Source organism: Streptomyces sp. NPDC050674 (assembly GCF_040654575.1).
Lineage (GTDB): Bacteria > Actinomycetota > Actinomycetes > Streptomycetales > Streptomycetaceae > Streptomyces.
The window spans coordinates 118,495-140,625 of record NZ_JBFAIG010000012.1 but is presented as its reverse complement, the minus strand read 5'-3'; the positions used below and the strand labels follow the sequence as shown (position 1 = coordinate 140,625).

The 22,131-nt window shown below is 71.1% G+C and carries 16 protein-coding genes; 8 read left to right on the top strand and 8 right to left on the bottom strand.

All coding sequences use genetic code 11. From position 1 onward, the window contains the following. Positions 1–70 precede the first annotated feature (70 nt). The 3 genes from AB0I06_RS21130 (at position 71) to mshC (ending at position 2,777) form a co-directional block, all read left to right on the top strand. Complete coding sequence (locus AB0I06_RS21130; protein ID WP_363120347.1) at positions 71–658, top strand: DUF3090 domain-containing protein; 588 nt, start codon at positions 71–73, stop codon at positions 656–658. After that, on the top strand, positions 622–1,452 hold the full coding sequence (locus AB0I06_RS21125) for an SCO1664 family protein (protein WP_363120346.1): 831 nt from the start codon (positions 622–624) through the stop codon (positions 1,450–1,452). The genes AB0I06_RS21130 and AB0I06_RS21125 overlap by 37 nt, the downstream gene beginning before the upstream one ends. A gap of 95 nt (positions 1,453–1,547) precedes the next feature. Continuing rightward, a complete protein-coding gene (mshC, locus tag AB0I06_RS21120) occupies positions 1,548–2,777 on the top strand; it encodes a cysteine--1-D-myo-inosityl 2-amino-2-deoxy-alpha-D-glucopyranoside ligase (protein ID WP_363120345.1) in 1,230 nt (409 codons plus the stop codon). A gap of 71 nt (positions 2,778–2,848) precedes the next feature. Here mshC and AB0I06_RS21115 read toward each other — a convergent pair whose 3' ends face one another. The 6 genes from AB0I06_RS21115 to AB0I06_RS21090 all read right to left on the bottom strand — a co-directional run bounded on the left by AB0I06_RS21115 (position 2,849) and on the right by AB0I06_RS21090 (position 9,870). Next, the gene (locus tag AB0I06_RS21115; protein WP_363120344.1) at positions 2,849–3,832 is read right to left on the bottom strand and encodes a PAC2 family protein; all 984 of its coding nucleotides are present in this window, start codon (positions 3,830–3,832) and stop codon (positions 2,849–2,851) included. Between the two features lie 158 nt (positions 3,833–3,990). Next, positions 3,991–4,662, bottom strand: a complete 672-nt coding sequence (locus tag AB0I06_RS21110; protein WP_363120343.1) for a FadR/GntR family transcriptional regulator — start codon at positions 4,660–4,662, stop codon at positions 3,991–3,993. Between the two features lie 127 nt (positions 4,663–4,789). After that, a complete protein-coding gene (locus AB0I06_RS21105; RefSeq protein WP_363120342.1) occupies positions 4,790–6,406 on the bottom strand; it encodes a glycerol-3-phosphate dehydrogenase/oxidase in 1,617 nt (538 codons plus the stop codon). A gap of 8 nt (positions 6,407–6,414) precedes the next feature. Then, positions 6,415–7,953, bottom strand: a complete 1,539-nt coding sequence (glpK, locus tag AB0I06_RS21100) for a glycerol kinase GlpK (protein WP_363120341.1) — start codon at positions 7,951–7,953, stop codon at positions 6,415–6,417. Positions 7,954–8,038: 85 nt separating this feature from the next. Then, positions 8,039–8,833, bottom strand: coding sequence for an MIP/aquaporin family protein (locus tag AB0I06_RS21095; protein WP_363120340.1), 795 nt, complete (start codon positions 8,831–8,833; stop codon positions 8,039–8,041). Between the two features lie 263 nt (positions 8,834–9,096). Beyond that, the gene (locus tag AB0I06_RS21090) at positions 9,097–9,870 is read right to left on the bottom strand and encodes an IclR family transcriptional regulator (protein ID WP_363120339.1); all 774 of its coding nucleotides are present in this window, start codon (positions 9,868–9,870) and stop codon (positions 9,097–9,099) included. Positions 9,871–10,175: 305 nt separating this feature from the next. Between AB0I06_RS21090 and metH the strand changes: the two genes are divergently transcribed. The 4 genes from metH (at position 10,176) to AB0I06_RS21070 (ending at position 18,228) form a co-directional block, all read left to right on the top strand. After that, the gene (gene metH, locus AB0I06_RS21085) at positions 10,176–13,694 is read left to right on the top strand and encodes a methionine synthase (RefSeq protein WP_363120338.1); all 3,519 of its coding nucleotides are present in this window, start codon (positions 10,176–10,178) and stop codon (positions 13,692–13,694) included. A gap of 128 nt (positions 13,695–13,822) precedes the next feature. Beyond that, positions 13,823–14,524 (top strand): HAD family phosphatase, encoded by a 702-nt coding sequence (locus tag AB0I06_RS21080; RefSeq protein ID WP_363120337.1) that lies wholly within the window; start codon positions 13,823–13,825, stop codon positions 14,522–14,524. A 408-nt stretch (positions 14,525–14,932) separates the two neighbouring features. Beyond that, positions 14,933–16,537, top strand: coding sequence for an ABC transporter substrate-binding protein (locus AB0I06_RS21075; protein ID WP_363120336.1), 1,605 nt, complete (start codon positions 14,933–14,935; stop codon positions 16,535–16,537). Positions 16,538–16,644: 107 nt separating this feature from the next. Continuing rightward, positions 16,645–18,228 (top strand): ABC transporter substrate-binding protein, encoded by a 1,584-nt coding sequence (locus AB0I06_RS21070; RefSeq protein ID WP_363120335.1) that lies wholly within the window; start codon positions 16,645–16,647, stop codon positions 18,226–18,228. Between the two features lie 75 nt (positions 18,229–18,303). Here AB0I06_RS21070 and AB0I06_RS21065 read toward each other — a convergent pair whose 3' ends face one another. Together AB0I06_RS21065 and AB0I06_RS21060 are read right to left on the bottom strand one after the other, a co-directional pair. After that, entirely contained in the window at positions 18,304–18,975 is a 672-nt protein-coding gene (locus AB0I06_RS21065; protein WP_030606450.1) for a response regulator transcription factor, read from the bottom strand. Between the two features lie 54 nt (positions 18,976–19,029). Next, positions 19,030–20,001 (bottom strand): RecB family exonuclease, encoded by a 972-nt coding sequence (locus tag AB0I06_RS21060; RefSeq protein WP_363120334.1) that lies wholly within the window; start codon positions 19,999–20,001, stop codon positions 19,030–19,032. Between the two features lie 197 nt (positions 20,002–20,198). On the opposite strand from AB0I06_RS21060, the gene AB0I06_RS21055 reads away from it, so the two are divergent. Continuing rightward, positions 20,199–22,124, top strand: coding sequence for a site-2 protease family protein (locus tag AB0I06_RS21055; RefSeq protein ID WP_363120333.1), 1,926 nt, complete (start codon positions 20,199–20,201; stop codon positions 22,122–22,124). The last annotated feature ends 7 nt before the right edge of the window (positions 22,125–22,131 follow it).

The window sequence follows — 22,131 nt, the reverse complement described above, 5'->3', positions numbered from 1 at the left end:
CGCAGTAGGGTGAAGCGGTCGCAGCAGTGCCGTGCTCATACGGTTCCCACGATTCCAATGGAGACAGGACGTGTCCCGTCAGGTGTTCCTCTACGACCATCCGGAGCGTTTCGTGGCCGGTACGGTCGGACTGCCCGGGCGCCGTTCGTTCTACCTCCAGGCCTCCGCCGGCTCGCGCGTGACCAGCGTGGCCCTGGAGAAGACCCAGGTCGCCGCGCTCGCCGAGCGCATGGACGAACTGCTCGACGAGGTCGTACGCCGTAGCGGCGGGAGCGCCCAGGTCCCCGCCGTCGCCCCCTCGGACACCGACACCGCCCCGCTGGACACCCCCATCGAGGAGGAGTTCCGGGTCGGCACCATGGCGCTCGCCTGGGACGGCGACGAGCAGCTCATGATCGTCGAGGCGCAGGCGCTCGTAGAGCTCGACGCGGAATCCGAGGAGGACCTCGCCGAGGCCGAGGAGCGGCTGCTCCAGGACGAGGAGAACGGGCCCCCGATGCTGCGGGTCCGCCTCACCGGCGCGCAGGCCAGGGCCTTCGCCAAGCGCGCCCTCGACGTCGTCAACGCCGGGCGGCCGCCGTGCCCGCTGTGCAGCCTCCCGCTCGACCCGGAAGGACACGTATGTCCGCGCCAGAACGGATACCGCCGCGGAGCGTGACGTCGCCACCGGACGCCGCCGAGCTGCTCGCCCGGGGTGAACTGACCGTCCGCGGACGCATCCGTGAGGCCTCCAACGCGGCCCTGTACTGCACGGTGGCGTACGACGGCCGGGAGGCGGCCTGCGTCTACAAACCGGTCGCGGGGGAGCGGCCGCTGTGGGACTTCCCCGACGGGACGCTGGCCCAGCGCGAGGTCGCCGCGTACGAGGTCTCCGAGGCGACCGGCTGGGGCCTGGTGCCGCCCACCGTGCTGCGCGACGGGCCCTACGGCGAGGGCATGTGCCAGCTGTGGATCGAGGTGGCACCCGAGGCGGAGCTGCTCGCCCTGGTCGACGGCGAGGAACCGGAGCCGGGCTGGAAGGCCATCGGTTTCGCCGAGGTCGGCGAGGGACGCACCGCGCTCCTCGTGCACGCCGACGACGCACGGCTGCGGCGCCTCGCGGTGCTGGACGCCGTGATCAACAACGCCGACCGCAAGGGCGGGCACCTGCTGCCCACCGGTGAGGGACGGCTGTACGGCATCGACCACGGGGTCACCTTCAACGCCGAGAACAAGCTGCGGACCCTGCTGTGGGGCTGGGCCGGGGAACCCCTGCCGCAGGAGGCCCTGGACGTCCTCGACGACCTCAGGAAAGGCCTTGCGCAGGGCGGGACGCTCACCGCGCGGCTCGAACCGCTGATCACCGGTGCCGAGATCGACGCCACCCGGGCGCGGGTCGCCGCCCTGCTCGCCTCGGGAACCCACCCGGAGCCGAGCGGTGAGTGGCCGGCGATCCCCTGGCCACCCGTGTAGCAGCACAGACACCCGGGACACCGCAAGAGCGCCTTCTCGGCCGTGTGGCCCGCTCCCGTTCGTATCCGGAACTTCAGTCCGGTTAGGCTCATGGCATGCATGCCTGGCCCGCTTCCGAGGTCCCCGCCCTGCCTGGTCAGGGCCGCGACCTGAGGATCCACGACACCGCGACCGGCGGCCTCGTCACCCTCGACCCCGGTCCCGTCGCCCGTATCTACGTCTGCGGCATCACCCCGTACGACGCCACTCACCTGGGACACGCGGCGACCTACAACGCGTTCGACCTCGTGCAGCGCGTGTGGCTCGACACCAAGCGGCAGGTTCACTACGTCCAGAACGTCACCGACGTCGACGATCCCCTCCTGGAGCGGGCGCAGCGCGACGGCGTCGACTGGGCCGCCCTCGCCGAGAAGGAGACGGCCCTCTTCCGCGAGGACATGACGGCCCTGCGGATGCTGCCGCCGCGGCAGTACATAGGCGCCGTCGAGGCCATACCCGGGATCGTCCCGCTCGTCGAGCGGCTCCGGGACGCCGGCGCCGCCTACGAGCTCGACGGGGACGTGTACTTCTCCGTCGAGTCCGACCCGCACTTCGGCAAGGTCTCGGGCCTCGACGCCGCGGCGATGCGGCTGCTGTCCGCCGAGCGCGGCGGTGACCCGGACCGCCCGGGCAAGAAGAACCCGCTCGACCCGATGCTGTGGATGGCGGCCCGTGAGGGCGAGCCCAGCTGGGACGGCGGATCGCTCGGGCGCGGACGGCCCGGCTGGCACATCGAGTGCGTGGCCATCGCCCTGGACCACCTCGGCATGGGCTTCGACATCCAGGGCGGCGGTTCCGATCTCGCCTTCCCGCACCACGAGATGGGCGCCTCGCACGCCCAGGCCCTCACCGGCGAGTTCCCCATGGCCAAGGCGTACGTGCACGCCGGCATGGTCGCCCTCGACGGCGAGAAGATGTCCAAGTCCAAGGGCAACCTGGTCTTCGTCTCCAGGCTCCGGTACGACGGCGTCGACCCGGCCGCGATCCGGCTCGCGCTGCTCGCCCACCACTACCGCGCCGACTGGGAGTACACCGACCAGGTCCTCCAGGACGCCGTCGCGCGGCTCGGCCGCTGGCGGGCCGCCGTCTCCCGGCCCGACGGGCCCCCGGCCGAGGAGCTCGTCGAGGAGATCCGCGAGGCCCTCTCCGACGACCTGAACGCCCCGGCCGCGCTCACCGCCGTCGACCGCTGGGCCGCCCTCCAGGAGCGGAGCGGCGGCACGGACATCGGCGCGCCCGGCGTGGTCTCCCGTGCCGTGGACGCGCTGCTCGGCGTGGCGCTATAGCCGGAAGCCGGACAGAGCCGAAGGGGCGCCTCCCGGCCGGGAGGCGCCCCTTCGGCGTTCGTGCGTGCGTCTCAGTCCTCCGACGACTCGTCGTCGTCCGTGCCCGGCTTGGGGGGTTTCGGCGGGCGCGTGCGGCCCCCGGGGTTGTCCCGCAGGTACGACGTGCTGTCGCTGCCGTCGGCCGTGGCGTGGCCGCCCGTCGCGGGCGGTCCGCCCCCGTCACGGCGCCGCAGATAGCGCTCGAACTCCCGGGCGATCGCCTCGCCCGACGCCTCCGGCAGCTCGGCGGTGTCCCGGGCCTCCTCCAGCGACTGGACGTACTCGGCGACCTCGCTGTCCTCGGCGGCCAGCTGGTCCACGCCGGTCTGCCAGGCGCGCGCGTCCTCGGGCAGCTCGCCCAGCGGGATGCGCACGTCGATCAGGTCCTCCAGGCGGTTCAGGAGGGCCAGCGTGGCCTTCGGGTTGGGCGGCTGCGACACGTAGTGCGGCACCGCCGCCCAGAGGGAGACGGCCGGGACGCCCGCGTGCGTGCAGGCCTCCTGGAGGACGCCGACGATGCCCGTGGGGCCCTCGTACTTGGTCTCCTCCAGGTCCATGCGGCGGGCCAGGTCCGGGTCGGATGTCGTGCCGCTGATCGGAACCGGACGGGTGTGCGGGGTGTCGCCGAGCAGCGCGCCCAGGACGACCACCAGTTCCACCCCCAGTTCGTGCGCGAAGCCGAGCAGTTCGTTGCAGAACGAACGCCACCGCATGGAGGGTTCGATGCCCCGGACGAGTACGAGATCGCGCGGCTTGTCCCCGCCGACCCGGACCACCGACAGCCTCGTCGTGGGCCAGGTGATCTTGCGAACGCCCGCTTCCATGAACACCGTGGGGCGGTTCACCTGGAAGTCGTAGTAGTCCTCGGCGTCCAGCGCCGCGAACACCTCGCCCTTCCACTCCCTGTCCAGATGCGCGACCGCGGTGGAGGCGGCGTCGCCGGCATCGTTCCAGCCCTCGAACGCGGCCACCATGACCGGGTCGATCAGCTCGGGAACCCCCTCGAGCTCGATCACCCAGTGCCTCCTTCCGACGTGCCCTCGCTTGACCACCCAACCTTACGGCGTGCCGCGGGGGCGCCCGCAGCCCCCTTGCAGGGGGAGTGCCCCCATCACTGCCCCGCCATCCGGCCCTGAACACCCCGGATTCGTGCGAGCGGTGCGCCGGGCCCCGGTCACAACGTGGAGCGCAGCCACTGCTCCACGCTCGCGATGTGCACGGTCGCCCACGAGCGGGCCGCCTCGGCGTCCCGGTCGCGCAGGGCGGCGAGGATGGCCCGGTGCTCGCGCAGGGTGCGGGCGACGGCGTCCTCCTGGGTGAGGCCCCGCCAGATCCGGGCCCGGGTGGTGGGACCCGACAGTCCGTCGAGCAGCGAACAGAGCACGGAGTTGCCCGAGCTGCGCACGATGCCCCGGTGGAACTCCAGGTCGCAGGCGACCAGATCCTCCACGGACGGGGTGGCGCCGAGCTTGTCCAGCTGGGCCCCGAGCGCGTCCAGTTGCTGCTCGCTGATCCGCAGCGCCGCCATGGCGGTCGCCGCCGGTTCCAGGATGCGGCGTACGGCCAGGAACTCCAGGACCGTGTCGTCGCGGTGGAAGTCGACGACGAAGCTCATCGCCTCCAGCAGGAGTTGCGGGTCGAGGCTGGTGACGTACGTGCCGTCGCCCTGCCGCACGTCCAGGATGCGGATCAGCGACAGGGCGCGCACGGCCTCCCGCAGGGAGTTGCGCGACAACCCCAGATCGGCGGCGAGTTCGCTCTCCTTGGGCAGCCGGTCACCCGGGCGCAACGCGCCGGAGACGATCATCCCCTTGATCTTCTCGATCGCCTCGTCGGTGACTGCCATGGCGGCCTCCCTGTGCTTTTAAGACCTCCGACGTATCAGGTCATTATGGGGGCACGGGAACGCGGCAGGGGCGGCTCCGTCGGCGTGGAGCCGCCCCTGCCGGGATGGGGTGTCCCGGTACCCGTGCCTACTTCTTGTCGAGCACGTCCTGCACCTTGGCCCGGACGTCGTCCGTGGCCAGGCCGCGGATGGTCAGCGTGGTGCGGCGGCGCAGCACGTCGTCCTGCGTCTCGGCCCACTCGTGGTCCCGGGCCCAGACGACCTGCGCCCAGATCTCCGGGGCGTCGGGGTGGACGCGCTCGGCGAGCTCGGGGCTCTCGTTGGCCAGCCGGGCGATGTCGAAGGCCAGCGAACCGTAGTGCGTGGCCAGGTGCCTGGCCGTGTCGGGCGCCATGCGCGGGCCCGGCGCGGGCCGGTCGGTGAGCAGCCGGTGGGCGACCGCGCGCGGGTTGGCGATGCCGGGCAGCGGCAGCTTCTTCGGCAGCGCGCTGATCGGCTCGAAGTCGTCGCCCAGCGGGTGGCCCGGCAGCGACTCCAGCTTCTTCATGATCGTCCGGCCGATGTGGCGGAAGGTGGTCCACTTGCCGCCCGCGACGGACAGCATGCCGCCCCGGCCCTCGGTGACGACCGTCTCGCGCTTGGCCTTGGCGGTGTCGCCGGGGCCGCCCGGCAGCACGCGCAGGCCGGCGAAGGAGTACGTGATGAGGTCGCGGCTGAGCTGCTGGTCGCGGACCGAGAAGGCGGCCTCGTCCAGGATCTGGGTTATGTCCTGCTCGGTGACCGAGACGTCCGCCGGGTCGCCCTCGAACACCTCGTCGGTGGTGCCGAGCAGCAGCATGTCCTCCCAGGGGAGGGCGAAGGTGATGCGGTACTTGTCGATCGGGGTGGCGAGCGCGGCCTTCCAGGGGGAGGTCCGCTTCAGGACGAGGTGCGCGCCCTTCGACAGGCGGATGGACGGAGCCGCGTTCGGGTTCTCCATCTTGCGCAGGTGGTCGACCCACGGGCCGGTCGCGTTCAGCACCAGCCGGGCGTTCACGCCGAACTCGTCGCCGGACAGGCGGTCCCTCAGCTCGGCGCCGGTGACCCGGCCCTGAGTGAAGCGCAGGCCCGTCACCTCGGCGTGGTTGAGCACGACCGCGCCGGCCTCGACGGCCCCGCGGACGGTCATCAGCGCCATGCGGGCGTCGTTCATCTGGTCGTCGCCGTACACGGCCACGGCCTTGAGGTTCTCGGTGCGCAGCTCCGGCACGTCCTGCGCGGCCTTGGCCGGGGAGAGCAGGTGCCCGACGCCGTCACCGAAGGCGGAGAGCGCGGAGTAGGCGAAGACACCCGCGCCGAGCTTCGCCGCGCCGTGCGGCCCGCCCTTGTACACGGGGAGGTAGAACGTGAGCGGGTTCGCCAGGTGGGGGGCCACCTGGCGGGAGACCGCACGGCGCTCGAAGTGGTTCTCCGCCACCAGCTTCACCGCACCGGTCTGGAGGTAGCGCAGACCGCCGTGGAGGAGCTTGGAGGAGGCGGAGGACGTGGCGCCGGCGAAGTCGCCGGCGTCCACCAGAGCCACCCTGAGGCCGGACTGCGCGGCGTGCCAGGCGGTGGAGATGCCCAGGATGCCGCCGCCGATCACGAGAAGGTCGTACGACGCCTTGGAGAGCTGCTCCCTGGTCTCGGCTCGGCTCGGGTTCGAGCCGGAGGCCGGGTGCGTCCCCAGGGCAGGCACGGACTGCAGGGTGGACTTGGTGGTCATGCTGTTTCTTACTCCTCGTCCTCGAGCCAGCCCATGGTCCGCTCGACGGCCTTGAGCCAGTTCTTGTACTCACGGGCGCGGGTCTCCGCGTCCATGCGGGGGGTCCACTCGGCGGCCCGCCGCCAGTTGGCGCGCAGGTCGTCGGTGCTGTTCCAGAAGCCGACGGCGAGACCGGCGGCGTAGGCGGCGCCGAGGCAGGTGGTCTCGGCGACCATCGGGCGCACCACGGGGGCGTCCACGAAGTCGGCCAGGGTCTGCATCAGCAGGTTGTTGGAGGTCATGCCGCCGTCGACCTTCAGGGCGGCCAGCTCGACGCCGGAGTCCTTCGTCATGGCGTCGGCGATCTCCCGCGTCTGCCAGGCGGTCGCCTCCAGCACGGCACGCGCGAGGTGGGCCTTGGTGACGTACCGGGTCAGACCGGCGATGACACCGCGGGCGTCGGAGCGCCAGTAGGGGGCGAACAGACCGGAGAAGGCCGGCACGAAGTAGGCGCCGCCGTTGTCCTCGACAGACAGGGCGAGGGTCTCGATCTCGGCGGCGGTGGAGATCAGGCCCATCTGGTCGCGCATCCACTGCACCAGCGAGCCGGTGACCGCGATCGAGCCCTCCAGGGCGTAGACCGTCTTCTGGTCGCCGATCTTGTAGCCGACGGTGGTCAGCAGGCCGCTGTAGGAGTTGATGATCTTGTCGCCGGTGTTCATCACCATGAACGTGCCGGTGCCGTAGGTCGACTTGGTCTCGCCCTCGGCGAAGCAGGTCTGGCCGAACAGGGCCGCCTGCTGGTCGCCGAGCGCTGAGGCGACCGGGATGCCGCCGAGCAGGTCGCCCAGCCTGCCGCCGGTGATCTCGCCGTAGACCTCGGCGGAGGAGCGGATCTCGGGCAGGATCTGCTTCGGGACGCCGATGGAATCGCAGATCTTGTCGTCCCACTGCATGGTGTGCAGGTTCATCAGCATGGTGCGCGAGGCGTTGGTGACGTCGGTGACGTGCTTGCCGCCGTCGACACCACCGGTCAGGTTCCAGATGACCCAGGTGTCCATCGTGCCGAAGAGGATGTCGCCGGCCTCGGCGCGCTCCTTCAGGCCGTCGACGTTGTCGAGCAGCCAGCGGGCCTTGGGGCCGGCGAAGTAGGAGGCGAGGGGCAGGCCCGTCTCGCGGCGGAAGCGGTCCTGGCCGACGTTGCGGCCGAGCTCGCGGCAGAGGGCGTCGGTGCGGGTGTCCTGCCAGACGATGGCGTTGTGGACGGGCTCACCGGTGTTCTTGTCCCACAGCACGGTCGTCTCGCGCTGGTTGGTGATGCCGATGGCCTTGATGTCGTCGCGGGTGATGCCGGCCTTCTCGATGGCCCCGGCGACGACCTCCTGGACGTTGGTCCAGATCTCGGTGGCGTTGTGCTCGACCCAGCCCGGCTTCGGGAAGATCTGCTCGTGCTCCTTCTGGTCGACGGAGACGATCCGGCCGTCCCGGTCGAAGACGATGCAGCGGCTGGAGGTGGTGCCCTGGTCGATGGCGGCGATGAAGGGGCCGGCGGTGTGCGCGTCGGTCACTGTGTCTCCTGGGAAGTTCCGTGTTTATGGGGCTTTACGTACGGCGCGTGCCGAGAGTTTCTCGAAGCGGCGGTGATTGCCGCTCCTAGGCGAACGCGACGTTGTAGATGCCTGCGGCGATGGCACCGCCGATCAGCGGTCCCACCACCGGGACCCAGGCGTAGCCCCAGTCGGAGCCGCCCTTGTTGGGCAGGGGCAGCAGGGCGTGCACGATGCGCGGGCCGAGGTCACGGGCCGGGTTGATCGCGTACCCCGTCGGACCACCGAGCGACAGGCCGATGGAGACCACGACGAGGGCGGTGACCAGGGCGCCCAGGGTGCCCAGGCCGTTGCCCTTGTCGTTCAGGCCCTGGGTGAGCACCGCGAGCACCAGCACGATGGTGCCGATGACCTCCGTGGCGATGTTCTGCCAGGCGACGCGGACCTCGGGGCCGGTGGAGAAGACGCCCAGCACGGGGCCGGCGCCCTTCTCCTGGGCCTCGACGGCCTTGGCCGTGGTGTCCTGCGCACCCGGGGCGCCGACTATCTCGCGGTCGGTGAGGTGGGCCTGGAACTGACCGTAGTAAGCGATCCAGACCAGGGCCGCGCCGATCATGGCGCCCAGGATCTGACCGGCCCAGTAGACCGGGACGTTCTTCCAGTCGCCGTCCTTGATCGCGAGCGCGAGGGTGACGGCCGGGTTCAGATGGGCGCCGGACAGCGGCGCCGAGGTGTAGACGGCCGTGAGCACCGCGAAGCCCCACCCGAAGGTGATGGCGAGCCAGCCGGCGTTGCGGGCCTTGGAAGCCTTCAGCGTGACGGCGGCACAGACGCCACCGCCGAGGAGGATGAGTATGGCGGTACCGATGGTCTCGCCGATGAAGATGTCGGAGCTGGACACCCGCGACTCCTTTGTCCTACGTCCAGGGAAGTTCGATACCGGCCTGGCGTTGTCACACTCTAGCGCGTATTGCCGGTAGCTGTTCGACAATGTCGACCGATGGACGGGAGTCTTGCTTCGGCGTTACGAGCACGTCAAGGGCTGTGTTGTCGAAAACACGATCGTTACTGATCGCCGCGTGTTCGAAGATCTTCTCCGCAGGTGGACGCGGACATGCCGAGGGCCGGAACGCCGTACGACGTCCCGGTCCGCTCGTCGGGTCCTCAGAACCGCCCGGCGCCCAGGTCCCGCGAGACCGCGCGGGCGCAGTCCCGCACCGCCGCGATCAGCTCGGGCCGCAGCGCGCCCTCCTCGTCGGGCCGGCACAGCCGCTCCACGGCGCCGGTGATGCCGACCGCGCCGACCGGCATGCGCCGCCGGTCGTGGATGGGGGCGGCGAGGGAGGCCACGCCTTCCCAGGTCTCCTCCACGTCCGCCGCGTAGCCCCGCGCGCGCGTGACGTCGAGGATGTGCTCGAAGCCCTCCGGCTCGCACACGGTCCGGTCGGTGAACGCCTTGCGGTCCGCCTCCAGGGCCTCGCTGTGCGCCACCGGGTCGTAGGCGGACAGCACCTTGCCCAGGGCCGTGGAGTGCAGCGGCTGCATGGCCCCGATCTCCAGGACCTGCCGGCTGTCGTCGGGCCGGAAGACGTGGTGCACGATCAGCACGCCCTGCTGGTGCAGGACGCCGAGGTAGACGCTCTCGCCGCTGGAGCGGGCCAGGTCGTCGGTCCACACCAGGGCGCGCGCCCGCAGCTCGTGCACATCGAGGTAGGTGGTGCCCAGGCGCAGCAGCTCCGCGCCCAGCTGGTAGCGCCCGGAGGCGTCGTCCTGCTCCACGAACCCCTCCTGCTGGAGGGTGCGCAGGATGCCGTGGGCGGTGCCCTTGGCCAGGCCCAGCGACGAGGCGATGTCCGACAGGCCGAGCCGCCGCTCGCCGCCCGCCAGCAGCCGCAGCATCGCGGCCGCCCGTTCGAGCGACTGGATGTTCCGTGCCATCGCCGTACTGCCTCCGTCCCCTTCGACCGCCGACAAGCGGCACCAGAGCCCTCGTTCGGCAATGCCGAACACTACCGGTCCATGTCGACCTCCCGCTAATGGCAGGTCGCCACTTGTTACGTCACCGGGGGCGCACGGCGGCGCCGGGCGGGGTCCTGGGCGCCGCCGGAGTCCGCCCCGTGGACGTGCTGCCCATCCAAGCCGACTCCCGGTTACGCTGGCGCGGTGCGCCCTTCCCCGGAAGCCCTCCGGCCGTCCGGGAAGCCGCAAAGCCGACAGCCGTCGCACCTGAGGGAGCCCTTCACATGGCCTCGTTGCCGCCGACCCCTTCCACCGACAGCCGGACCCGCGTGTCCGCGCTCCGAGACGCCCTGGCCACCCGTGTGGTCGTGGCCGACGGAGCCATGGGCACCATGCTCCAGGCGCAGGACCCCACGCTCGAGGACTTCGAGAATCTCGAGGGCTGCAACGAGATCCTCAACCTGACGCGGCCGGACATCGTCCGCTCCGTCCACGACGCCTACTTCGCTGTGGGCGTGGACTGCGTGGAGACCAACACGTTCGGTGCCAACCACACCGCCGCCGCCGAGTACGAGATCTCCGACCGGGTGCACGAGCTGTCCGAGGCGGGTGCCCGGATCGCCCGCGAGGTGGCCGACGAGTACGCCGCCCGGGACGGCCGGCCGCGCTGGGTGCTCGGCTCGATCGGCCCCGGCACCAAGCTGCCCACGCTCGGCCACGTCGGCTACGCCGTGATCCGCGACGGCTACCAGGCCAACGCCGAGGGCCTGCTCGCGGGCGGCGCGGACGCGCTGCTCGTGGAGACGACCCAGGACCTCCTCCAGACCAAGGCGTCCGTCCTCGGCGCCCGCCGCGCCATGGAGGCCACCGGCGCCGACGTGCCCCTGCTGGTCTCGATGGCCTTCGAGACCACCGGCACCATGCTGCTGGGCTCCGAGATCGGCGCGGCGCTCACCGCGCTGGAGCCGCTCGGCATCGACATGATCGGCCTGAACTGCTCCACCGGCCCGGCCGAGATGAGCGAGCACCTGCGCTACCTCACGCGCCATTCGCGCATCCCCCTGCTGTGCATGCCGAACGCCGGCCTGCCCATCCTCACCAAGGACGGCGCGCACTTCCCGCTCGACCCCGAGGGCCTGGCCGACGCGCAGCAGAACTTCGTCCGCGACTACGGCCTCTCCCTCGTGGGCGGCTGCTGCGGCACCACCCCCGAGCACCTGCGACAGCTGGTCGAGCGGGTCCGGGACGTCGCCCCGACCGAGCGCAGCCCGCAGCCCGAGCCGGGCGCGGCGTCCCTGTACCAGTCGGTCCCCTTCCGGCAGGACACCTCCTACCTGGCGATCGGCGAGCGCACCAACGCCAACGGCTCCAAGAAGTTCCGCGAGGCCATGCTGGAGGGCCGCTGGGACGACTGCGTGGAGATGGCCCGCGACCAGATCCGCGAGGGCGCGCACATGCTCGACCTGTGCGTGGACTACGTCGGCCGGGACGGCGTGGCCGACATGGAGGAACTGGCCGGCCGTTTCGCCACCGCCTCCACGCTGCCGATCGTGCTGGACTCCACCGAGGTCGACGTCATCCGGGCCGGCCTGGAGAAGCTCGGCGGCCGTGCGGTGATCAACTCGGTGAACTACGAGGACGGCGACGGCCCCGACTCCCGCTTCGCCAAGGTCACGGCGCTCGCCAAGGAGCACGGCGCCGCGCTGATCGCGCTGACCATCGACGAGGAGGGCCAGGCCCGCACCGCCGAGAAGAAGGTCGAGATCGCCGAACGGCTGATCGAGGACCTGACCGGCAACTGGGGCATCCACGAGGAGGACATCCTCGTGGACTGTCTGACCTTCACCATCTGCACCGGCCAGGAGGAGTCCCGGGGGGACGGCATCGCCACCATCGAGGGCATCCGCGAGCTCAAGCGGCGCCACCCGAGGGTGCAGACCACGCTCGGCCTGTCCAACATCTCCTTCGGTCTCAATCCGGCCGCCCGCATCCTGCTGAACTCCGTCTTCCTCGACGAGTGCGTCAAGGCGGGGCTGGACTCGGCCATCGTGCACGCCAGCAAGATCCTGCCGATCGCCCGCTTCAGCGAGGAGGAGGTCCGCACCGCCCTGGACCTCATCCACGACCGGCGCGCCGAGGGCTACGACCCGCTGCAGAAGCTCATGCAGCTGTTCGAGGGCGCCACCGCCAAGTCCCTCAAGGCCGGCAAGGCCGAGGAGCTCGCCGCCCTGCCGCTGGACGAGCGGCTGAAGCGGCGCATCATCGACGGCGAGAAGAACGGCCTCGAAGCCGACCTCGACGAGGCGCTCCAGGAGCGGCCCGCGCTGGACATCGTCAACGAGACCCTGCTGGACGGCATGAAGGTCGTCGGTGAACTGTTCGGCTCCGGCCAGATGCAGCTGCCGTTCGTCCTGCAGTCCGCCGAGGTCATGAAGACGGCCGTCGCCCACCTCGAACCGCACATGGAGAAGGTCGAGGGCGACGAGGCCGGCAAGGGCACGATCGTGCTGGCCACCGTCCGCGGTGACGTGCACGACATCGGCAAGAACCTCGTCGACATCATCCTGACCAACAACGGCTACAACGTCGTCAACCTCGGCATCAAGCAGCCGGTCTCCGCGATCCTCGAGGCCGCCGAGGAGCACAAGGCCGACGTGATCGGCATGTCCGGGCTCCTGGTCAAGTCCACGGTGATCATGAAGGAGAACCTGGAGGAGCTCAACCAGCGCGACCTGGCGGCGAAGTACCCGGTCATCCTCGGCGGCGCCGCCCTCACCCGCGCCTACGTCGAGCAGGACCTGCACGAGATCTACCAGGGCGAGGTCCGCTACGCCCGTGACGCCTTCGAGGGCCTGCGCCTGATGGACGCCCTCGTCGGCGTCAAGCGGGGTGTGCCCGGCGCGAAGCTGCCCGAACTCAGGCAGCGCCGGGTGCGGGCCGCCGCCGTCGAGGTCGAGGAGCGGCCCGAGGAAGGCCACGTCCGCTCCGACGTCGCCACCGACAACCCCGTCCCGCGCGCCCCCTTCCAGGGCACCCGGGTGATCAAGGGCATCCAGCTCAAGGAGTACGCGAGCTGGCTCGACGAGGGCGCCCTGTTCAAGGGCCAGTGGGGTCTGAAGCAGGCCCGCACCGGCGACGGCCCCTCCTACGAGGAGCTCGTCGAGAGTGAGGGCAGGCCCCGGCTGCGCGGCCTGCTGGACCGGCTCCAGACGGAGAACCTGCTGGAGGCGGCCGTGGTCTACGGCTACTTCCCGTGCGTCTCCAAGGACGACGACCTGATCATCCTGGACGAGCAGGGCAACGAGCGCACCCGCTTCACCTTCCCGCGCCAGCGCCGCGGCCGGCGCCTGTGCCTGGCCGACTTCTTCCGCCCGGAGGAGTCCGGCGAGACCGACGTCGTCGGCCTCCAGGTCGTCACGGTCGGCTCGCGCATCGGCGAGGAGACCGCCCGGCTGTTCGAGGCCAACGCCTACCGCGACTACCTCGAACTGCACGGCCTGTCCGTGCAGCTCGCCGAGGCGCTCGCCGAGTACTGGCACGCCCGCGTGCGTTCCGAACTCGGCTACGCCGGCGAGGACCCGGACGAGATGCAGGGCATGTTCGAGCTGAAGTACCGCGGCGCCCGCTTCTCCCTCGGCTACGGCGCCTGCCCGAACCTGGAGGACCGCGCCAAGATCGCCGACCTGCTCCAGCCGGAGCGCATCGGCGTCCACCTGTCCGAGGAGTTCCAGCTGCACCCGGAGCAGTCCACGGACGCCATCGTGATCCACCACCCGGAGGCGAAGTACTTCAACGCCCGCTGACCCCGCCTCGCCGGGCCGCACGGGCTGAACGAGCGTTTCGGTCGCGCACGACGTAGACTGGTCGGTCCACTGCAGGCCGGCTCCCTTTGTGGGAGCCGGCCTGATCGTCCCTTCAAGGAGGTAGGTGGATGACCAGTACGGTCCCCGCACTCGGTACCCGGTCCGCCGAGGGGTCGGCCCTGCAAGCCGTGCTCCTCGACATGGACGGCACCCTGGTGGACACCGAGGGCTTCTGGTGGGACGTCGAGCGGGAGGTCTTCGCCTCCCTCGGTCACACGCTCGACGAGTCCTGGCGCCATGTCGTGGTCGGCGGCCCCATGACCCGCAGCGCGGGCTTCCTGATCGAGGCCACCGGCGCCGACATCACCCTCGACGACCTCACCGTGCTCCTGAACGACGGGTTCGAGGCCCGCATCGGCCGCGCCCTGCCGCTGATGCCGGGCGCCGGGCGTCTGCTGGCCGAGCTGTACGAGTACGAGATCCCCACGGCCCTCGTCTCCGCCTCGCACCGGCGCATCATCGACCGGGTGCTGGATACCCTGGGCGCCCACCACTTCAGCCTCACCGTGGCCGGCGACGAGGTGCCCCGCACCAAGCCCCACCCCGACCCGTACCTGGCAGCCGCCGCCGGACTCGGCGCCGAGCCGGCCCGCTGCGCCGTCATCGAGGACACCGCCACCGGAGTCGCCGCCGCCGAGGCCGCGGGCTGCCAGGTGGTGGCCGTGCCCTCCGTGGCCCCCATCGCCCCGGCCCTGCGCCGTACGGTCGTGACCTCCCTGGAAGAGGTCGACCTGGCATTTCTGCACGATCTGATGACGGAAATGCGCTAGGCGTTCACCCAGCGTGCAGCGGCGTTAACGCGGCAATTCCGAAGGCAATTCGAGCCCCTCCGGATGAGCGAATTCCCATACCCCCGAACCCGTTCAGGCGTGTGACGTTCCCCACGCGGGCCGGGCTCGACAGGGGATCCCGCGTGTGCTGCGCACCCCCCGTGGGGGGCCGTGGGCGTGCCCTTGTGTCCCGATTGATGGGACGCTGCACCAAAGCTTCCGCTGGCGGGCTTTCGGTGTGTCCGCACCCGGTTCCGCAGCGTGATGGGTGCTCAACTCCGGTGGCTGCGAACCCTCCTGCCGGCCCCGACTAATCTCGTCGCGAGAACATCGCCCCATCCCCGTGATCCGCTGCGCCACCCCTGCATGCCGGGTACACGGAGTCGACAGCTCTGGAGAAACTCGAGCATGAACCGCAAGACTTTGGTGCTGCCGGCCGTGATCGGCCTGCTCGCGCCGGTGCTCGCCGCCTGCGGCGGGTCCGACAGCGGGAGCGGCGACAGCGACGCGATCGTCGTCGGCACCACGGACCGGTTCACCGCCTCGAAGGACGCCCCCGCGCCCCTCGACCCGGCGTACGCCTACGACGTCGGCACCTGGAACATCCTGCGCCAGACCGTGCAGACCCTGATGATCCAGCCGCGCGGCGAGGGCGAGCCGGTACCGGAGGCCGCGGAGCGCTGCGGCTTCACCGACACCGGCAACGAGCGCTACGCCTGCACCCTGCGCGACGGCCTGAAGTTCGCCAACGGCGACGCCGTGACCGCGGCCGACGTGAAGTACTCCATCGACCGCGCCCGCTCCCTCAAGGCCGACAGCGGCGTGTTCGCGCTGCTGTCCACCATCGACACCGTCGAGACGCAGGGCGACCGCGAGGTCATCTTCCACCTCAAGACCGCCGACGCGACCTTCCCGTACAAGCTGTCGACCCCCGTCGCCGGCATCGTCGACCCCGACGACTACCCGAAGAACAAGCTGCGCGACGGCTTCGAGCTGGACGGCTCCGGCCCGTACACCCTCAAGGCCGACGTCGAGAACGGCGAACTCGTCAAGGCCGAGTTCACCAAGAACCCCGATTACCAGGGGACCCTCGAGGTGAACAACGACAAGGTCGACATGGTCTCGTTCAAGGACGCCGACGCCATGGGCGAGGCGCTCCACAAGGGCGACATCGACCTGATGACCCGTGCCATGTCGCCGGATCAGATCCGCAAGCTCTCGGCTGACGCGGACACCGACATCGACCTCGTCGAGATGCCCGGCCTGGAGATCCGCTACCTGGGCTTCAACACCGACGCCCCGACGGTGAAGTCCAAGGCCGTGCGCCAAGCGATGGCCCAGGTCGTCAACCGCAGCGCGCTCGTCTCGAAGGTCTACGGCTCCCAGGCCGAGCCGCTGTACTCGCTGGTCCCGGCCAGCGTCACCGGCCACTCCAACTCGTTCTTCAACAAGTACGGCGAGCCGAACGTCAGCAAGGCCCGTGCCCTGCTCAACCAGGCGAACATCACCACCCCGGTGAAGCTGACGCTGCACTACACGACCGACCACTACGGCCCGGCCACCAAGAAGGAGTTCGAGGTCCTGAGCGACCAGCTGAACTCCAGCGGCCTGTTCGAGGTCGGCATCAAGGGCACCCCGTGGAACACGTTCCGCCCGGCCGAGAAGAAGGGCGAGTACGACGTCTACGGCATGGGCTGGTTCCCGGACTTCCCGGACGCCGACAACTTCCTCGCGCCGTTCCTCGACGCGGACAACACCCTCGGCTCGCCGTACGAGAACCGGCGGATCCGCGACACCCTGATCCCGGAATCCCGCCGGGAGGCCGACCGGCTGTCCGCCTCCACCTCCCTGACGGACATTCAGGACCTCGTCGCGGCCGACGTGCCGGTGCTGCCGCTCTGGCAGGGCAAGCAGTACGTCGCCGCGCGCGACGACATCACGGGCACCGCGTACGCGCTCAACTCCGCCTCGACGCTCCAGCTGTGGGAGCTCGGGCGGGGCGTGAGCGGCTGACGGACCCGCTGGTTCCCCGGGGCCCCTGACCGAGGCCCCGGGGAACCGTGCCCCGGAGCCAGGGACACGCTCCGGGTGTTCTCGAGAACCGACGACAAGGCACACACGTGAAGATACGCAACCAGTGGCCGGTCCTGCCCATCGTGGCGGGCCTCGCCTCCGGACTGCTGACCGGCTGTGGCACGGAGAGTGGAGACGCCGCGGGGGACGGCTCCAACGTGGTGGTGGGGATGTCCGACGACGTCCTGGCCACGGACCCGGCCTCCGGCTACGACCCCGGCTCCTGGCTGTTGTTCAACAACGTCTTCCAGTCCCTGCTGAGCTTCCCCAAGGGCGCCACGGAACCGCAGCCGGAAGCCGCCGAGAGCTGCGCCTTCACCGACACGCAGACCACGGTCTACACGTGCACGCTGAAGGACGGCCTCAAGTTCAGCAACGGTGACGAGCTCACCTCGAAGGACGTCAAGTTCTCCTTCGACCGCATGCTGAAGATCAACGACCCCGACGGGCCCGCGATCATGTTCCCCATGCTGGAGAAGGTCGAGGCGCCGGACGACAAGACGGTCGTCTTCCGCCTCAACACCGCGGACGCCACCTTCCCGAGCAAGATCGCCTCCGGTGCCGGCTCCATCGTCGACCACACCCAGTACGACGCGGACGGCCTGCGCAAGGACGGCGAGGCGGTCGGCTCCGGCCCCTACCAGCTCGACTCGTTCGACGACGAGCAGGCGGTCTTCTCCGTCAACGAGAACTACAAGGGCACCGCCGAGGTGAACAACACCGGCGTGACGCTCAAGTTCTTCGACGGCGACCAGACGGCCCTGAAGCAGGCCATCCAGAACGGCGACGTCGACATCGCCTACCGCGGTCTGACCGCCGGCGACATCGCGGACACCGAGAAGGCCGACGACGGCACCGGCGTCGAGGTCGTCGAGGGCAGCAGCGCCGAGGTCCAGCACCTGGTGTTCAACATGGACGACCCGGTCGCCGGAAAGCTCGGCGTCCGCAAGGCCATCGCCCACCTGCTCGACCGCGACGCCCTCATCAAGGACGTCTACCAGGGCACCGCCACCCCGCTGTACTCGATCATCCCGGCCGGCATCGCGGGCCACAACACGGCGTTCTTCGACACCTACGGCGCCCGCCCGTCCCGGTCCAAGGCCCAGGCCGCGCTGCGCAAGGACGGCATCACCGGCAAGGTCAAGCTGACGCTCTGGTCCACCCCGTCCCGCTACGGACCCGCCACCGACCAGGAGCTGAACGCCATCGCCGGCCAGCTCAACGCCAGCGGCCTGTTCGACGCGAGCGTCAAGTCGGTCCCCTTCGGCCAGTACGAGAAGGACATCGCCGCCGGCAAGTACGGCGTCTACGTGAAGGGCTGGGTGCCGGACTACCCGGACGCCGACAACTTCACGGCCCCGTTCTTCGGCAAGGGCAACGTGCTGAGCAACAACTACGACAACGGCACGATCACCGGTTCGCTCATCCCGCGCACCGCCGCCCTGACCAACCGGGCCGGCACGGACAAGGAGTTCGGGGAGCTGCAGGACATCGTCGCCGACGAACTCCCCGTCCTGCCGGTGTGGCAGGCCAAGCAGTACGCGGTCGTCCGCGACGGCGTCTACGGCCTGGAGTACTGCCTCGACGCGTCGACGGTGTTCCGCTTCTGGGAGCTCAGCAAGGACGCCTGACACCCGCACAGGTGTGCAGAAGGGCGCCTCCCGCTCGGCGGGGGGCGCCCTCGCGCGTATCTGCCGTGCCGGGCGCTACTGCGCGCCGGGGCGCACCAGCCCGCTCTCGTAGGCGTACACCGCCGCCTGCACCCGGTCGCGCAGACCCAGCTTGGTCAGCACGTGCCCGACATGCGTCTTCACGGTCGTCTCGCTGACGAACAGGTCGGCGGCGATCTCCGCGTTGGACAGCCCTCGGGCCACCAGCTTCAGCACCTCGACCTCGCGGTCGGTGAGCGTGTGCAGCGTGTCCGGCACCGGCTCGTCGCCCGACGGCAGATGCGTGGCGTACTTGTCGAGCAGCCGGCGCGTGATGCTCGGCGCGAGCATCGCCTCACCCGCGGCCACGACCCGGATGGCCTGCACCAGCTCGTTGGCGGGCGCGTCCTTCAGCAGGAACCCGCTGGCGCCCGCGCGCAGCGCCTCCACCACGTACTCGTCCAGGTCGAAGGTGGTCAGCACCAGGACCTTCGCCGGGCCGTCCCGCCCGGGCCCGGTGATCTGCCGGGTCGCTTCCACACCGTCCATCCGCGGCATGCGGATGTCCATCAAAACCACATCGGGTTGCAGCGCACGCACCTGGTCGAGTGCCTGCAGTCCGTCACCGGCCTCCCCGACGACCGCGAGGTCCTGCTCCGCCTCCAGAATCATCCGGAAGCCGGTTCGCAGCAGGGGTTGGTCGTCGACCAGTAGGACGCGGATGGCCACGTGAGTCTCCTTCGCTAGTCCGGCCCCATTCTGCCCTGCGCGGGCCCGCCGGACTCAGCCGCCCTCGCCCGGCGCCGACTGCACCGGCAGCTCCGCCGCACGCACCGGCAGGGGGTACGGCGGGGGAGTACCGCCGAACTCGGGGCAGTGGGCCTGGTGGTCGCACCAGCCGCACAGCTTCGTGGGGCGCGGCCGCCAGTCACCCGTCTCCGTGGCATGCCGGATCGCCTCCCACAGCGCCAGCAGCTTGCGCTCGACCCGCTCCAGGTCGGCCAGGACCGGGTCGTACGTCAGCACCTGGCCGCTGCCCAGGTAGACCAGCTGGAGCCGCCGGGGGACGACGTTCTTCAGCCGCCACACCACCAGGGCGTAGAACTTCATCTGGAACAGCGCGCCCTCGGAGTACTCCGGCCGGGGCGCCTTGCCCGTCTTGTAGTCGACGATCCGCACCTCGCCCGTGGGGGCCACGTCGACCCGGTCGATGATGCCGCGCAGCCGCAGCCCCGACTCCAGCTCGGTCTCGACGAACAGCTCCCGCTCGGCCGGCTCCAGCCGGCTCGGGTCCTCCAGGGTGAACCAGCGCTCGACCAGCTGCTCGGCCTCGCCCAGCCACCGGGCCAGCCGCTCACCCTCCGGATCGTCGGCGAACAGCTCCACGACCTCCGGCCGCGTCTCGCGCAGCCGGTCCCACTGGCCGGGGATCAGCGACTTCGCCCGCGGCGCCGTGCGCTCGGCGGCCGGGGCGTCGAACAGCCGCTCCAGGACCGCGTGCACCAGCGTGCCGCGGGTCGCCGCCTCGCTCGGCTTCTCCGGCAGCCGGTCGATGACCCTGAAGCGGTAGAGCAGCGGGCACTGCATGAAGTCACTGGCACGCGAAGGGGACAGCGAGGCGGGCGGTATGGCGGTGGGCGCGGTCGGTGCGGTCGTCTCCACTGCTGTCGCGGCGGACCCGGCCGCTGCCGGCGGGTCCACCGCCGCGGCCGGGTCGCCGCCGGGCTGCGCCGCGTCCTCGGTGCTCGTCTCCATGCCCCAGACCATACGGCCCGCCACTGACAGTGACCCAGCCGCGGTCTGCGTGCGCGAGGGCAGAAGCCGTGAGAGGAGGGGAGGTACGGGAAACACCGGGGGTGCCGGGGCGAAACGCGCCTCGACGGACGCATACCATCGACTCGAGACCCTCCCGTCCGGCAGGCGCGGGAGACGCTTCGATCGAGGGGACACCGGTGGACGAGAGCGGCGGGCGCGGGCGGCCGCGGTCCGGCAACGACGAGTCGGCCGAGCGTCACACGGGGACCCCGGCCCGGGCCGCCGACCCGACCCCCGCCGACGAACAGCCCACGGACGAACGGCGCTTCACCCCAAAGCGAGCCACCCCGACGGCTGACGCCGCGGAATCAGCCCCTGCCGTGCCGACCGAGCCCGCCGGCCCGCGCCCGGCTTCCGCGCGTGACGCGCACGCCGAGCCCCCGACCTCCGCCACCGGCGAGCCGTCGGACCGGCAGCCGTCGGACGCTGCCCCTGACGCGCCCGGCGAGCGCGGCGTGCCGACCGAGCCCGCCGCCCCCGTGCGTGACGACCGCACCTCCGTATCCGGCGAGGCTCCTGTCCGGCAGCCGTCGGACGCTTCCCCCGTGCGCCCCTCGCCGCCCGAGGCCGCCGAGGCGCCCGGCGTGCGGTCGCCGGAGCCGGACGTAGTCCCTGGGCAGCCCTCGCCGGACCCTTCCCCTGACACGCCCGGCGAGCGCGGCGTGCCCACCGGCCCGCACACCGCCCCCGCCCCCGCCCCTGACGAACACCCGGCACCCATCCGCCCCGAGCACGAGGACGGCCCTCCGCCGGAGGGCGACGCGCACCCCGACCGCGCCTACGCTGGAGACCCCCACCCGGCCCCCGCCGCCGAGCGGCCCGAGGCGAACCAGCCTCACCACCAGCCCGGCCCCGCCGCACCCGCGCCCGCCCGCTCCGCCGACGGCAAGGGCCCCGCTCCCCAGCGGCCGGAGCCCAGGGGCGGGCTGCTCATGGGACGGCCCTTCGGCGTGCCCGTGTACGTGGCGCCGAGCTGGTTCCTGGTCGCCGCGCTGATCACCTGGGTGTTCGGCGGCCAGCTGGAGCGCGTGCTGCCCGAGCTCGGGGCCGCCCGCTACCTGGTCTCCCTGTTCTTCGCCGTGGCCTTCTACGCCTCCGTGCTGGTCCACGAACTGGCCCACACCGTCGCCGCCCTCCGCTTCAAGCTCCCGGTCCGCCGCATCCAGCTCCAGTTCTTCGGCGGCGTCTCCGAGATCGAGAAGGAGGCCGAGACCCCCGGCCGGGAGTTCATGCTGGCCTTCGTCGGGCCCCTGCTCTCCCTCGTCCTCTCCGGCGCCTTCTACGCCGCGATGCAGGCCGTGGAGCCCGGCACCGTCCCCGGCGTCCTGCTCGCGGGCCTGATGATCTCCAACCTCATCGTGGCGGCGTTCAACCTCCTGCCCGGCCTGCCCCTCGACGGCGGCCGGATGCTGCGCGCCGTCGTGTGGAAGCTCACCGGCAAGCCGATGACCGGCACCGTCGCCGCCGCATGGGTCGGCCGCGCCCTCGCCGTCTGCGTGCTGATCGGCCTGCCCCTGCTGACCCAGTCCGGTGCCTTCGGCACCGACGCCGTCGACAACGTCGGCATGGACACCGTCCTGGACGCCCTGCTCGCCGCCATCCTCGCCGCGATCATCTGGACCGGCGCCGGCAACAGCCTGCGCATGGCCCGTCTGCGCGAGCACCTCCCCGAGCTGCGCGCCCGGGCGCTCACCCGCCGCGCGGTCCCCGTCGAGTCCGACACCCCGCTCTCGGAGGCCCTGCGCCGCGCCAACGCCGCCGGAGCGCGCGCCCTGGTCGTCGTCGACGCCGACGGCCGGCCCCTCTCCCTGGTCCGCGAGGCCGCCATCGCCGGCGTGCCCGAGCACCGCCGCCCCTGGGTCGCCGTCAGCGGCCTCGCCCAGGACCTCACCGACGGCATGCGCGTCTCGGCGGAGCTGTCCGGCGAGGAACTCCTGGACGCCCTGCGCGCCACCCCCGCCACCGAGTACCTGGTGGTGGAGGAGACCGGCGAGATCTACGGCGTCCTGTCGGCGGCCGACGTGGAGCGCGCCTTCGTCAAGGCGATGGCGAGGCCGTCCTAGGAAGGTC

Excerpts from the sequence above, each read along its gene's own strand:
- AB0I06_RS21090 (WP_363120339.1), bottom strand. The coding sequence starts at position 9,870 with ATGGCACGGAACATCCAGTCGCTCGAACGGGCGGCCGCGATGCTGCGG.
- metH (WP_363120338.1), top strand. The coding sequence starts at position 10,176 with ATGGCCTCGTTGCCGCCGACCCCTTCCACCGACAGCCGGACCCGCGTG.
- AB0I06_RS21060 (WP_363120334.1), bottom strand. The coding sequence starts at position 20,001 with ATGGAGACGAGCACCGAGGACGCGGCGCAGCCCGGCGGCGACCCGGCC.
- mshC (WP_363120345.1), top strand. The coding sequence starts at position 1,548 with ATGCATGCCTGGCCCGCTTCCGAGGTCCCCGCCCTGCCTGGTCAGGGC.
- AB0I06_RS21125 (WP_363120346.1), top strand. The coding sequence starts at position 622 with ATGTCCGCGCCAGAACGGATACCGCCGCGGAGCGTGACGTCGCCACCG.
- AB0I06_RS21105 (WP_363120342.1), bottom strand. The coding sequence starts at position 6,406 with ATGACCACCAAGTCCACCCTGCAGTCCGTGCCTGCCCTGGGGACGCAC.
- AB0I06_RS21110 (WP_363120343.1), bottom strand. The coding sequence starts at position 4,662 with ATGGCAGTCACCGACGAGGCGATCGAGAAGATCAAGGGGATGATCGTC.
- AB0I06_RS21075 (WP_363120336.1), top strand. The coding sequence starts at position 14,933 with ATGAACCGCAAGACTTTGGTGCTGCCGGCCGTGATCGGCCTGCTCGCG.
- AB0I06_RS21080 (WP_363120337.1), top strand. The coding sequence starts at position 13,823 with ATGACCAGTACGGTCCCCGCACTCGGTACCCGGTCCGCCGAGGGGTCG.